Consider the following 12,328-nt stretch of genomic DNA (forward strand, 5'->3'; position numbering starts at 1 on the left):
ATTAAGGATAATTTATGACTGCCTATGATGAAGTTCTGCAAAAAGTATGTGAAATGATTTGCGATGCGAAAGACCTGGAACCGGATGAGATTGATGAGAATACGCCGCTGGTTCGTCTGAAATTAGATAGCCTGGACTACGTCGAGCTCATGGTGCTGGCAAAACGTGAATTCAATATCACCCTGGAGGCGGACTGGTTTATTCACAATCCGGGGATCACCCTGGGCGAACTGTGTCAGCACATCAGCAAAGAGTCAGGTAACTGATATGGCGCAACAATGGATATTGGTGACCGGCGGCAGCCGCGGTATCGGTCGGGCGCTGGTCACCGGCCTGGCGCAAAGCCGGAACGTGGTCTTTACCGGCCGCGATGAGGCTGCGATTAACGCCACCCAGGCGGCGAGCGAAAACTCCGCCCACCGGGTGCAGGGATACGTCTGCGACGGCAACGACGCGTCGCGGGTTGAACAGCTTGCGCAGGCGCTACTGGCCGAGCGGGGGGCGCCGGAAGCGATTATTCACAATGCCGGGATAGCTCGCGATGGCCTGCATATTCATCAGGACGCCGCGCTCTGGCGCGAGGTGTTGGAAACCAATGTGATCTCGATGATGAACTGGAACCGGGTGCTGCTGCCGGCGATGCTCACGCAGCGGCGGGGCTCCATCGTGATGATGTCGTCGGTCAGCGCGTTAAAGGGCAACGTGGGGCAGACGGCGTACGCCGCGAGTAAAGCAGCGATGAGCGGTATTGCGCGCTCGCTGGCGCTGGAGGTCGGGCGCTTCGGCATTCGGGTCAACTGCCTGGCGCCGGGCCTGATCCGTACGGAGATGCTGGAGGAGATACCCGCGCAAAAATTGAAAGAGATGCGCCAGTCGATACCGCTACGCCGATTGGGCGAAACGGATGATGTGCTGCAGGCGGTGGCGTTTTTAATCGGTGAGGGGAGCCAGTATATGACCGGGCAAACCCTGGTTCTGGACGGCGGATTGAGCGCCTGAGTCTGTGATTAGGCCGGCTTAGCTTCTAAAGGGAATGCGTGAGTTGCGCAATGCGATTCATTAACGCCTGTATTTCGCCAGCGGTTGCACGATAGACCTGGATAATCTGTGGGGAATATTGGGCAATCAGGGATAACATAAACGGGGGAATTTCCTCTCCCGGGTTATTTTTTATTAACTGCGCCAGCGACTTCTCTTCCGCTTTCGGTCCATTTAGCGCATGGACCACCCGTCGGCTCACCGCGATAAGCACGGCTTCTGGCTTAAGGATTTCCTCGTGTAATTGAAGCGGCGCGGGGCCATTTTGTATGGACATCCACTCAGAAATATCATCAATACCTTCAATAGGATAAAGCGTGTGCCGGGCGTTGTCTGACGCACCAACGCGTTTTGACGGCGGGCTATGATCCAGACAGGAAATATTATGCAGTAACCCGCCAATTTCTACTTTCAGCGCTTGCGTCGCGCTCATTTCTATTTTTGTCGCCAGATAACCGGCAATGTGCCCGACGGCGGCGGAGTGCCAGGGCGTCTGCTGACTGAATTGATCGATAATAAAAGAGACCAGCTCGGCAATATCGCGGAGGTTGTGTAAAGAGAGGGTGTCGTTATGGACGCCGGAGATCGCGTTAATGTAATCGCGATAATCGGTGGACGCCATGACGGACCAGAAATGGCCATCGGCGGAGAGCGTTCTGAAGGCCTGAATATACTCCTGTTTATAAAGAATATTAGCTCCGGCAGCAACGATGTCGACCAGCTTGTTGCTTAAAAAGGCGCTATGGTCGGTACGGTGCTCGCAATAAAGTACATCCAGCCGGTCAGCGAAGAAGAGCAGATGGCTCTCTTCGGGCACCCGCTCACCTTCAATATAATGCCCCAGACCGTTGCGCCAGCGGGTGTGATGATAGCGAACGATTCTGTTGAGCGGGCGAAACAGCGGAATTCGGTTAAGCAACTCGCTGCCGATTAGCGCGTGATTATTATGTTCATTATCGATGTAGTTGAGCGGCTCAAGGCGCGACTTTTCATTTAATCCGCCGACATCATGAATAAGCGCGGCGAGAATGGTTTTACGCCGCTGGGCCGCAGAAAAATTGACTAAATTTGCCAGATGCGATGCGATAAACGCCGTTCTGACATGGTGCAGATTTAGCCGTGGGTTAATCATATCAATGATATTAGCGATGCTGGCTAACGTCGGTAGTAAATGTATCGTCATGATATCTTTATAATTAAAATTAATGAGATAAATCTCAATCAATGATTGTTTTTTGACGCTGGCAACCATATTGTGGGAACGTTTGGTTACCGAATAAAATAGTATCATCATTAACGCGATTGATATAGATGATTCTATCATTAGTTTGGTTGCCAAAGAGGATTTTTTGCGCGATGTTATCAGGCGTATTATCACCGTTGTGGCGAGTGGTTTGCGAATCAGAAATATAAAAAAGATGACCCGCAGCGGTGCTTTTTTTTAAGGTGATGGAGAGGGTGCGCGAGACAATGTATTTATCTCCCGCGCTGGTGAGCAATCCCTCAAGGTTGATTATAAGACGATGGTTGGAAAACTCAGCGGACAGCAAGCCCTGGGAGCGGAGAACATTCTCATTTATTTCCTCTGTAAGATCGTATTGTGATTTACAGGAGAAAGCGTCATGGCTGTTGAAACAAATGTACAGGATGGAAGCTAATGCCAGCGTTAGCGTACAGGCCAGCGCGATAAAAGCGTATTTACGCATTTTTTATTTCCTTATAGTAGTAACTGTGGCACTGCTGGTACTTTATATCGCATTTGAGTATGAATATATCCATATAAATACCTAAGTCCTGTTCCTGATTTAATTGTCGGTTGAAAAGATAAATTTTCTTGGGTGTAGAACAATCGAGCCCCGAGGGGAACAGCTTTTTATTTCTGAGTATTTCCCCCACGCGTAGCGCTCCTGCGCCATAAAAAATACATTTATCCTGAGTAAAAATCGCTGTAGGGGACTGTTTTTGATGGGTAAAAAACTGTAAAAGTAGCATCAAAGCTATCACCAACGGGATAAATAAAATGGCGACTTTGCGGTGTTGCCACAGCAAACTACGCCTGGGAGGTTCAGGGGCCAGCGTCGGGAGAGTGAAAGAGGAGGAGTAATCATTGTCGCTGGTGATAATGACTTCCTCAGAAATTTTAAAGCCAATTCGCGGTACCGTAATAATCACATTTTTCTCAACGCCCAGATCCGCAAGGCTGCGACGCAGCGTTGAGATGTATTGATTCAGGTTGCTATTAGAAGGTCTGGCGCCATATTTTTCAAACACCGACTGAAAAATGTCAACGCGAGAAATAATATCCCCACGGTATTGTAACAGATTGGTCAGGAGGCGAGTGGAAGTAGCAGAGAGTTCAATACAATCACCGGTCAAAAGATTGACCAGCGATGCTTCCTCAGTATCAAATGTAATAAATCCCTCTATATCGAACCGCATTTTTATCTCCGCACGGAATTAAAAATTCACTCTTTATATCAGGGTTTTTATCATAAAAAAAAGTGAATTTCAGATAAATGTACTGTTTAAGTTGAAATTTAAAGCTAATGTTGCCGTTTTCGTAGGGGCAATCCATACTGCCGTGTACTTAATGACAGAAGGAGCTGACTCATGAAGATTTCATTTTCACCCTGTACCCCGCATTCACATCAAAATTCTGTGGCTGCAGTTGAAAGTTTACGAGTATTGATGAGTTCAATGGGCATCAATAAATTCTCCGGGGTAATTGTACCAGAGCAGGAGTATATTCTTTATGTATTGAAAGAACATGAACCTGAAGGGTTACTTACTCGTGAATTAGCGGACAGGTGCGAAATGTCAATTTATAAAGTCAGACATTTACTACTGCCGTTAGAGAAGTATGGTCAGGTGATTAGAATAAAAGTTAATAAGCATCATAAATGGTATTTTTATAATAAATAATATATGTCAAGGGCTATATTAACAAGAGGTAATGTTGTTTGCAATAAAGATAGAGATCTTGACTGTTTTTTTTATGTTTTTAGATTATTAACAAATAATATCTCGCAAATGATAGAGAATATTCTTAATAATGAGAGCTCGCGACTCTTATGAAAAAGATGTTTTGCTATCGACCGGCCGATAAGCAATTATGAATAATGACAGATAATTCTTATAATAGATGTTTAATCGATAGCCAACGGCCTGGGATGGCCGCTTTGTTGAGGAAATGATGCTTTTGTTTCTAAAGTGTTAAGTTGACGATATGACTATCTGATGCACTTGATGTTGGCGGGCGGTGAGATAAGGAGATGGATAAGAAAGAGATATAGAGAATAATCGACGGCAGTTTTTAACGCACGCCGGCTTAAGCGCCATGAGTCCCTCCTGTTTCTGTTGTGCTTCTGCAGAGATATCTTTTGGGCTATACGAATGCGTATCGGCAGTAAAAGATAAAATAATGTGATCCAGTTCAATAATATCCATCATGAGATAATATCTTTCTCAGGTCTATACCCTAAATAATTCGAGTTGCTTAAAGGCGGCAAGGGAGTGACAAATTCGTCGGGAACGAATTTGACCAGCCGAAGGCTGGCCTCCGGTGAGAGGCAGGAGCCTCTCATTAGTCCCCAGGAGCATAGATAACTATGTGACTGGGGGAATGAGCGTAGCCAACACATAAGCAACTTGAAGTATGACGGGTATATATTACTGTTGGTGTCCCTGGGCGTCATTAAAGTTGATGCTCGCTGATGTCCAGTATGCTGGACAGATCTCATGACTAATGTGCGATGGGTTAATTAACTGCAACAGCGTGCCGGGCAATTAGGGTGTTATTTGATATGAATTAATAAAATGGCTGCGCCAGTCACGTTACTGTAGGGCTAAATATTATGGTTATCAAACACTCGAATTGAGGGAGCACAAATGGCTTACAGAATGATTTTAAACGAAACCTCTTATTTTGGCCCAGGTTCGATTCGCTGTATCGTTGATGAAGTTAAAAAACGCGGCTTCAAAAAAGCGCTGGTGGTCACGGATAAGGATCTGATTCGTTTTAACGTCGCAACAAAAGTTTTTGCTATTCTCGACGAAGCCGAGCTGCCTTACAGCATTTTTGATGAAGTGGTCCCGAATCCCACGATTGAGGTTGTGCAGCAGGGCGTAGAGACGTTTAAACAGTCGGGCGCCGACTACCTGATCGCTATCGGCGGCGGCTCACCGCAGGATACCTGTAAGGCGATAGGCATCATCATTAATAACCCGGAGTTCGCCGATGTCCGCAGTCTCGAAGGCGGGGCGGAGACGAAAAACGCCGCCGTGCCGATGATTGCGATCCCAACCACCGCCGGTACGGCAGCCGAAGTCACCATCAACTACGTGATTACCGACGTACAGAATCGCCGCAAATTTGTTTGCTACGACCCGCACGATATCCCGGTAGTGGCGATCATCGATGCCGAGATGATGAGCAGCATGCCGGCCAGCCTGAAGGCGGCGACCGGCGTCGACGCGCTAACCCATGCGATTGAAGGCTACATCACTAAAGGCGCATGGGAACTCACTGACATGCTGCATCTGAAGGCTATCGAGGTGATTGGCCGCTCGCTGCGTGCTTCCGTTCAGGGCGAGGCACAGGGCGCGGAAGGGATGGCGCTGGGGCAGTATATTGCCGGAATGGGCTTCTCAAACGTTGGTCTGGGGCTGGTCCACGGTATGGCCCACCCGCTGGGCGCGTTCTACGGTACGCCGCACGGCGTGGCTAACGCGGTGCTGCTGCCGCATATCATGGTCTACAACGCCGAATATACTGGCGAAAAATATCGCGACATTGCGGTGGCCCTCGGCAACAAGCAGGCGTCAACCCTGCCGATTGCCGAAGCGCGTCAGGCAGCCATTGAGGCGGTGGCGCAGCTGAATCGCGACGTCAATATCCCGGCGCGCCTGCGCGATGTCGGTATGAAAGAAGAGGATATTGATGCCCTTGCGGCGGCGGCTCTGGCGGACGTGTGCACCGGCGGCAACCCGCGTGACACCAATCTGGAAGAGATTAAAGCGCTGTATCGGCAGATCTTCTAATTTGCCAATCGCAGCGAAGCCGGTAGACATACCGGCTTCGCTGTTCAGAAAGGAACGTTTTCACAGGGCAGGGCGTTAGCCGCCGCCCGGCATAATCATTTCATCAGTTCACGGCGCCAGATAGACCTGCGGAACGGCCGCATCGGGATGTTCCCCCATGCTGACCTCCGCGCCGTACCAGCGGCTGATAATCGGCTGCTGGATCACCTCCTGCGGCGTGCCCTCGGCTACCAGCTTCCCCTGATGCAGCAGCAGAATCCGGTCGGCCCACAGCGCCGCGAGGTTCAGGTCGTGCAGCACTATGCAGACGTGCAGCCGGCTGCTGCGGGTCAGGCGTTTGAGCAGGCGCAGCAGGTGCTGCTGGTAATAGAGATCCAGCGCCGAAGTGGGCTCATCGAGAAACAGCCAGCCCTCGGGGGCGCCATCGCGCCACAGCTGTGCCAGACAGCGGGCCAGCTGCACCCGCTGCTGTTCGCCGCCGGAGAGGGAAGGGTAGCGTCTCCCGGCCAGATGATCGCAGCCGGTCTCTTCCATCACCCGGCGGATCATCTCCGCATTTGCTACGCCGCCCCACGGCGAACGGCCCATGGCGATAACCGTCTCAACCGGCCAGTCGGCGTGAAGCTGGGTACGCTGCAGCATCACCGCCCGGCGGCGGGAAAGCGTTTCTGCCGACCAGCTCTCCAGCGGACGGCCCTCCACCACCCGTACGCCACCGTCGGGCGTTAAATAACCGGTCAACAGGCGCAGCAGGGTTGATTTACCGGCGCCGTTGGGGCCAATCAATGCCGTCATTCCACCGCCGCAGAGCTGGAGCGAAACATCATGAATAATCTGCCGGTTACCCAGACGCAGCGACAGCGAACGCGCGCTATAGCGGTTATCCATAGGTCCCTTTCTCCCGACGAAAAATCAGCCACAGAAACCACGGCGCGCCGAGTACGCTGGTCAACAGCCCGACCGGCATCTCGGCGGGGGCGGCAACGGTACGCGCCAGCGTGTCGGCCAGCAGCAGTAACATCGCGCCGCACAGCAGCGAACCGGGGACCAGGCCGCGATGGTCCGGCCCCAGCCACATCCGCATCAAATGCGGCACGACCAGACCGATAAAGCCGATAATGCCGCTGATAGCCACCGCCGACGCCACCAGCAATGCGCTGCACAGCAGCAGTAGCCGCTGCAGGGCGCGAACGTTGACGCCGAGGTAGTGCGCTTCTTCATCGCCCAGCTGCAGCAGGTTAAGCCGTGAAGCCATCGCCCACACCACGATGGAAGCCGGGATCATCAGCGTGGCCGCCACCAGCAGCGTCGACCATTCCGCCTGCCCGAGGCTGCCCATCCCCCAAAGCGAAAGCTGGCGCAGCTGGGTATCGTTGCTGATCCACGCCAGTACCCCGACCAGCGCGCCGCACAGGGCGTTAATGGCGATGCCGACCAGCAGCAGGCGCGAAAGCGAGGCGTCTCCCGCCCGGCTGAGGATAAAAATCACCACCATCACCGCCATGCTGCCGATAAACGCCGCCAGCATCGGGGCGTACAGCGCCACGAGCGGCGGCACCGACAGAGGCAGCACCAGCCAGCAGGCGACCGCCAGCGCCGCGCCGCCGCTGATCCCTAACAGCCCCGGATCGGCGAGGGGGTTGCGAAACAGCCCCTGCATCACGCAGCCGGAGAGCGCCAGCGCGGCGCCGACCAGCAGCGCCAGCAGCACTCGCGGCAAACGAATGGTCAGCCAGATGTTTCTCAGGATCTCATCGCCGGAGGGCAGCAGGCTGGCCAACGGCAGACGCATGGCGCCCAGGGTGGTGGCGAGCAGCGTCAGGACAATCAGCAGCAGCGTCATTAACCACAGATGACGGGCAGGGTGGGAGCGCATCAGGGCAGCTGCTCCGCTTTTTGCCGCAGCGCGAGCACCGCCTGCGGGGTGCGCGGACCAAAGCCGAGCAGGGCCATATCATCTATCACCAGTACCTGCTTATGGCGTCCCGCAGGCGTCTGCGCCAGCCCCGGCAGTTTCCAGAGCCCGGCTTCGCCGCCCATGCCTTTCAGCCCATCGGCGGAGATCACCACCAGGTCCGGTTTACTGGCGATAACGCCCTCCTGCGACATGCTGCGATAATGGTCGAAGCTCTGCATGGCATTTTGCAGCCCGGCCGCCCTGATTGCGCCATCCGCCGCGGTTTGTTTCCCGGCCACCATGGTATTCATGCCGCCGTGGCTGAGAATAAACAGCACCCGCTTGTTCACGGGCTGCGACGGAATTTGCGCGATCTGCTGATGAACCTTCTGGCGCAGGGCGTTACCTTCGCTCTGCTTACCAAGGGCGTCGGCAATCACGCCAATTTTTGCCTCGATTGCCGGCAGGTCGTAGCCGCCCGGGACGTTGATCACCTTAACCTTATTCTCTTCAACCTTTTTCAGCACCAGCGAGGGCTGCGCCTGGGCGCTGGCCAGCACCAGCGTCGGCCGCAGGGAGAGGATCCCCTCGGCGTTCAGCTGGCGGATATAGCCCACATCCGGCAGGCTCTGCGCGGCGGCAGGCCAGGTGCTGGTGCTGTCTTTTGCCACCAGCTGCCGCTGGGCGTCGAGGGCGTAAACTACCTCCGTGACGTCGCCGCCGAGCGACACAATCCGCTCGGCGGCGGCGCTGGCCAACAGCGGAAACGCCGCAAGTAATATCAGCCAGCGCTTCATGCGAGTAGACCTTCGGTGGTCAAACGATCGACCTGCGCACGCCACTGCGCCTGCTCCGGGTGGCCTTCGCTGCGTTGACCGAACAGCTGTGCGATCTGCGTGCCGTCTTTGGCAAACAGCTCGACGCTGGTGACGTGGCCGTCAGAGGTCGGTTTGCGGGTCACCCAGATCTCATCCACGCTCTCCTCGCGCAGATGCAGGGTAAACGCGGGGTTGAAGATATTCAGCCAGCCGCGCATCGGGGCGACCTTCTCCAGCGCGCCGGTGAAGATCTGCACGCAGCCGCGGTTGCCGACAAAAATCATGATCTCGTTGCCATCCTGGCGGATCGTTTCCAGCAGGCCCGGCAGCGTCTGGGTGTCAATGCGGCAGGCGAGGTCGTCGCTGACCAGGCGGAAAGCCTGCTGGCGCGACAGGCTATATTTTCTCAGCAGGCCGAAGAACTGGTGAACGTCGGTCATGGCCCGCCATTCATTTTCCAGCGCCGCCGCGTCGGCGGAGTCGGCATATTTCAGCGGTTCGGCCGGGCGAATCGCCAGCGGGGCAGGCGATTGCTGCGTATGCCCGGCAATCAGCGCATCCCAGGCCGCCATGTCGGTATTGCCGGTGGTGTAAACCTTGAGCAGCGCGTCGCCGTGCGGATCGAAGAACTGGATGCTCTGGCGGCCGTTGTCGTTCAGGCGAAAAGCGCTGGCCCACTGGCTGAGAAACAGGCGCAGATCGAGGGCGCGCGGATTGAGCACCAGCCCGGCGTGGCCGCTCAGATGCTGATGGGTAAATTCGCCGACCTGCTCATGCACCGCGTATTCGTTGCGGCAGATGCATTTGGTTTCCCCCACGGTTTCCAGCGCCGTCAGAATGGCGCGGGCGTCGTCCTGCAGACGTACGGCATCGTAGCCCAGGCGGGCTTCGGTCAGCTCGGCTTCGCTAATCCCCATTTCGGCGGCGATATCGCGGGCGTATTTCGCGGAAGATTGCGCTTTCGTGGACAGATAGCGCTGCCACAGCGGGGTATGTTGCGGTTGGGTGTTTTGCATAATTCACATCCTTCTCTACGATGAGTTTCCCCGGCGCGCGGCCGGGGAGCAGGTTTCTTATTATTGGCCGGTCAGAAATCGACGTTCACGCCCAGCTGCCAGGTGCGGCCAGGCATCACCGCCAGCGCTCTGTCGTTGGCGTCCTGGTTCGTCGCCGTTTCGATATTGCGGCTGCTCAGATAATCCCAGTATTTACGATCGGTAATGTTGTACACGCCGCCGTTGACGCGCACGTTCTTCGCGACCTGCCAGTACGCGGTCCAGTCCAGCATGCCGTAGCCCGGAACGCGCATATACTCGCTGGTCGAATCGGTAATCGCGGAACCGGAGTTGGTATAGCTTTCGCGGTTGGTGGCGGTGGCGCGCTTGCCCTTAACAAAGGTGGCGGTCAGCGCGGTGCCGTACACTTTTGCCGGATCGTCCCACGCCACGCCGACGATGGCCTTCATTGGCGCGACGCTATCGAGGTCGACGTACTTATCGCCGCTGTAGCTGGATTTCGATTGCCCTTCACTATAGCCGTAAGCGAGGGTGGCACTCAGGCCGTTAACCTCTTCAAACCAGGTGCCAAAGTTGAATTTAGCGCTGATTTCGCCGCCGTAGATGTACGCTTTATCGCGGTTTTCCGCCTGGTAAATGGTGTAGATGTTCGACGGTACGTTAGTGAACTGCGTCGGATTATTGGCGCGGGTGTAGCGGGTATAGGCGATAAAGTTCTTATAGGTGTTGTAGAACAGCGCGGTACGCATGGTGATGCCTTCCGCCACTTCGCCCTTCATCCCCCACTCAACGTTATCGCTGGTTTCGGTTTTCAGATCGGTGTTGCCGATCAGCGCATACTGGGCGCGTCCGGCGTAGCTGGAGCCGAGGTTCCACGAACCGTATAGCTGGCTGGCGTTCGGGAACTGCGCGCCGCGCTGATACTGCAGATAAGTCATCAGGCGCGGGGTGATATCGTACTGCAACACCAGCGACGGCAGCGCCTGGGTATCAGCGTTCTTACCGTACAGATTTGACACGTCGGAACCGGTCAGCACGCTGCTGTTGTTGGCCAGATCGGAGACGTTTTCCGGTTTGGTCGACTGATGCATCACGCGAATGCCCGGGATAACCGCAAAGTTATGGCCGTCGAGGTCGAAGTTAATTTTGTCCTGCAGGAAGCCGGCGACGATATAGCCGCGGCTATCGGCGTCCGGCTGCATAATCTGGCTATAGGCGCTCGGGGTTGGCGACTGGGTTAACGGCCGCTGGGTTTTCGTCGTGCTGGCGTTAAAACCGGCGCTCAGATCGTGACGGCCTATCGATTTCGCCAGCGCGCTCTGAATCCCCCAGGTGTCGGTATCGTAGTCGGAGTTCACCGTTTGCATCGCGCGGGTGACGCTGTCCGGCATATATGTCCAGTCATGGGCCTCGGTATGCTGGTAGTAGACTTTGGTCGATACGCTGTCGATATAGTCGTTCATCGGCGTCCAGTCGTCTTTCAGGCTCAGGCCCCAGCGGCGGGTCTGGCTGGTCTGGTTTGACGTACCGATAACGCTGTTGCCGCTGGAGTCCCAGGCGTCGTAATGCGTGTGGTTCGTTTTATGGTAATAATCGAAGGTGCTGGTGAACTTATGTTCGTCATTCGGCTGCCAGATCCCGGAGGCCATAAAGGCATCCGAGTGCCAGTTTGCCGGATAGGAATCAACGGTCCCGCTGTTATTTTCCGTCTCCTGACCGTCGCGACGGCTGTAGACGAAGATCCCGCGCAGGGTCTCGTCGCCGCCGGCGACCGTGACGCCGTTGTGCCAGCTGCGATCGGACGAGTCGTAGCCGCTGCGGTAGCCGAAGGCGCTGGTTTTGCCCGGGTGCAGATAGTCATCCGCGGATTTCGGGCGGAAAGAGACGTTGCCGCCGATGGCGCTGTTAGCGGTTTCCGTTGATGTCGCCCCGGACTGAATATCGATGCTGCCGTACATATAGGGGTCAATATAGTCGCGGCCCATACCGAAGGTATTAAGGCCCGCGCGGCTGGCGTAGCTGCGCCCGGTGGCGTTCGGCTGGGCGATGCCGTCGACGTCGATCCCGACGCGGTTGCTCTCCATGCCGCGTATGTTGTAGCCGGTATAGCCGCCGCGGTCGAAGCCGCTTTTGCCGTTGCCGGAACCGCCGCTGGCGCCGGTGGCGCTAATGAGCGGCTCGTAGCGCATGATCGAGCCAAAGTCGTTGGCCCCTTTATCCTGCAGCTCCTGAGCGCCGATCGAATGTTCGCTGCCCGCTTTCAGCAACGGCGCTGGCGCGGTAACGGTCATCCGTTCCGAGCTGTCATCAGTCGATGCGCTGCTGGTGGTTTTCGCGGTGGTATCAGCCGCCCCGGCGGAAGTCTGATAAATTGCTGTAAGCAAAGAAGTCACCAGCAGGCTTTTCTTGAACCATGCTGTTGATTGAGTGGAGTTATACATAGTAGCCACGCCTTAATCATTATTAGTATTGGCTCACGCGTTACTTCCAGAGTGCAGGTGTGTCCGGTTATTCCGTTA

General features: G+C 55.2%; 13 protein-coding genes. 4 read left to right on the top strand and 9 right to left on the bottom strand.

The genetic code is table 11. From position 1 onward, the window contains the following. The first annotated feature begins 14 nt into the window (after nt 1-14). Together CDA56_RS26615 and CDA56_RS26620 are read left to right on the top strand one after the other, a co-directional pair. Nucleotides 15-266, top strand: a complete 252-nt coding sequence (locus CDA56_RS26615; protein WP_004853570.1) for an acyl carrier protein — start codon at nt 15-17, stop codon at nt 264-266. Nucleotide 267: 1 nt separating this feature from the next. Further along, complete coding sequence (locus CDA56_RS26620) at nt 268-999, top strand: SDR family NAD(P)-dependent oxidoreductase (protein ID WP_025106447.1); 732 nt, start codon at nt 268-270, stop codon at nt 997-999. 25 nt (nt 1,000-1,024) lie between these two features. On the opposite strand, the gene CDA56_RS26625 is transcribed toward CDA56_RS26620, so the two are convergent. Genes CDA56_RS26625 through CDA56_RS26635 form a run of 3 tightly spaced genes read right to left on the bottom strand, consistent with a single transcriptional unit; the run spans nt 1,025 to nt 3,477 of the window. Further along, the gene (locus CDA56_RS26625; RefSeq protein ID WP_049083786.1) at nt 1,025-2,290 is read right to left on the bottom strand and encodes an HD domain-containing protein; all 1,266 of its coding nucleotides are present in this window, start codon (nt 2,288-2,290) and stop codon (nt 1,025-1,027) included. Continuing rightward, a complete protein-coding gene (locus CDA56_RS26630; protein WP_048260236.1) occupies nt 2,256-2,744 on the bottom strand; it encodes a hypothetical protein in 489 nt (162 codons plus the stop codon). The genes CDA56_RS26625 and CDA56_RS26630 overlap by 35 nt, the downstream gene beginning before the upstream one ends. Further along, complete coding sequence (locus CDA56_RS26635) at nt 2,737-3,477, bottom strand: winged helix-turn-helix domain-containing protein (protein WP_102803727.1); 741 nt, start codon at nt 3,475-3,477, stop codon at nt 2,737-2,739. The genes CDA56_RS26630 and CDA56_RS26635 overlap by 8 nt, the downstream gene beginning before the upstream one ends. 171 nt (nt 3,478-3,648) lie before the next feature. On the opposite strand from CDA56_RS26635, the gene CDA56_RS26640 reads away from it, so the two are divergent. Then, a complete protein-coding gene (locus CDA56_RS26640; protein WP_025106451.1) occupies nt 3,649-3,960 on the top strand; it encodes a FaeA/PapI family transcriptional regulator in 312 nt (103 codons plus the stop codon). Between the two features lie 291 nt (nt 3,961-4,251). Here the strand turns inward: CDA56_RS26640 and CDA56_RS30780 are convergent, their stop codons facing one another. Beyond that, nucleotides 4,252-4,488, bottom strand: coding sequence for a hypothetical protein (locus tag CDA56_RS30780; RefSeq protein WP_133163256.1), 237 nt, complete (start codon nt 4,486-4,488; stop codon nt 4,252-4,254). A 438-nt stretch (nt 4,489-4,926) separates the two neighbouring features. Between CDA56_RS30780 and fucO the strand changes: the two genes are divergently transcribed. Beyond that, complete coding sequence (gene fucO / locus CDA56_RS26645) at nt 4,927-6,078, top strand: lactaldehyde reductase (protein ID WP_102803728.1); 1,152 nt, start codon at nt 4,927-4,929, stop codon at nt 6,076-6,078. A 108-nt stretch (nt 6,079-6,186) separates the two neighbouring features. Here the strand turns inward: fucO and CDA56_RS26650 are convergent, their stop codons facing one another. From CDA56_RS26650 to CDA56_RS26670, 5 genes are all read right to left on the bottom strand, one after another. Further along, entirely contained in the window at nt 6,187-6,966 is a 780-nt protein-coding gene (locus CDA56_RS26650) for a heme ABC transporter ATP-binding protein (protein WP_064379495.1), read from the bottom strand. Next, complete coding sequence (locus CDA56_RS26655; RefSeq protein ID WP_102803729.1) at nt 6,959-7,954, bottom strand: FecCD family ABC transporter permease; 996 nt, start codon at nt 7,952-7,954, stop codon at nt 6,959-6,961. Before CDA56_RS26655 ends, CDA56_RS26650 begins: the two co-directional genes overlap by 8 nt. Next, nucleotides 7,954-8,772: a heme/hemin ABC transporter substrate-binding protein gene (locus CDA56_RS26660; RefSeq protein ID WP_025106455.1), complete on the bottom strand. Its 819-nt coding sequence runs from the start codon at nt 8,770-8,772 to the stop codon at nt 7,954-7,956. Before CDA56_RS26660 ends, CDA56_RS26655 begins: the two co-directional genes overlap by 1 nt. Then, a complete protein-coding gene (locus CDA56_RS26665; protein ID WP_048260225.1) occupies nt 8,769-9,809 on the bottom strand; it encodes a hemin-degrading factor in 1,041 nt (346 codons plus the stop codon). Before CDA56_RS26665 ends, CDA56_RS26660 begins: the two co-directional genes overlap by 4 nt. A gap of 71 nt (nt 9,810-9,880) precedes the next feature. After that, nucleotides 9,881-12,250 (bottom strand): TonB-dependent receptor domain-containing protein, encoded by a 2,370-nt coding sequence (locus CDA56_RS26670; protein ID WP_102803730.1) that lies wholly within the window; start codon nt 12,248-12,250, stop codon nt 9,881-9,883. Nucleotides 12,251-12,328: the final 78 nt, after the last annotated feature.

Origin of the sequence: Klebsiella michiganensis, assembly GCF_002925905.1 — a bacterium.
Classification (GTDB): domain Bacteria; phylum Pseudomonadota; class Gammaproteobacteria; order Enterobacterales; family Enterobacteriaceae; genus Klebsiella; species Klebsiella michiganensis.

Excerpts from the sequence above, each read along its gene's own strand:
- CDA56_RS26660 (WP_025106455.1), bottom strand. The coding sequence starts at position 8,772 with ATGAAGCGCTGGCTGATATTACTTGCGGCGTTTCCGCTGTTGGCCAGC.
- CDA56_RS26620 (WP_025106447.1), top strand. The coding sequence starts at position 268 with ATGGCGCAACAATGGATATTGGTGACCGGCGGCAGCCGCGGTATCGGT.
- CDA56_RS30780 (WP_133163256.1), bottom strand. The coding sequence starts at position 4,488 with ATGATGGATATTATTGAACTGGATCACATTATTTTATCTTTTACTGCC.
- CDA56_RS26625 (WP_049083786.1), bottom strand. The coding sequence starts at position 2,290 with ATGGTTGCCAGCGTCAAAAAACAATCATTGATTGAGATTTATCTCATT.
- CDA56_RS26630 (WP_048260236.1), bottom strand. The coding sequence starts at position 2,744 with ATGCGTAAATACGCTTTTATCGCGCTGGCCTGTACGCTAACGCTGGCA.
- CDA56_RS26655 (WP_102803729.1), bottom strand. The coding sequence starts at position 7,954 with ATGCGCTCCCACCCTGCCCGTCATCTGTGGTTAATGACGCTGCTGCTG.
- CDA56_RS26670 (WP_102803730.1), bottom strand. The coding sequence starts at position 12,250 with ATGTATAACTCCACTCAATCAACAGCATGGTTCAAGAAAAGCCTGCTG.
- fucO (WP_102803728.1), top strand. The coding sequence starts at position 4,927 with ATGGCTTACAGAATGATTTTAAACGAAACCTCTTATTTTGGCCCAGGT.
- CDA56_RS26635 (WP_102803727.1), bottom strand. The coding sequence starts at position 3,477 with ATGCGGTTCGATATAGAGGGATTTATTACATTTGATACTGAGGAAGCA.
- CDA56_RS26640 (WP_025106451.1), top strand. The coding sequence starts at position 3,649 with ATGAAGATTTCATTTTCACCCTGTACCCCGCATTCACATCAAAATTCT.
- CDA56_RS26650 (WP_064379495.1), bottom strand. The coding sequence starts at position 6,966 with ATGGATAACCGCTATAGCGCGCGTTCGCTGTCGCTGCGTCTGGGTAAC.
- CDA56_RS26665 (WP_048260225.1), bottom strand. The coding sequence starts at position 9,809 with ATGCAAAACACCCAACCGCAACATACCCCGCTGTGGCAGCGCTATCTG.
- CDA56_RS26615 (WP_004853570.1), top strand. The coding sequence starts at position 15 with ATGACTGCCTATGATGAAGTTCTGCAAAAAGTATGTGAAATGATTTGC.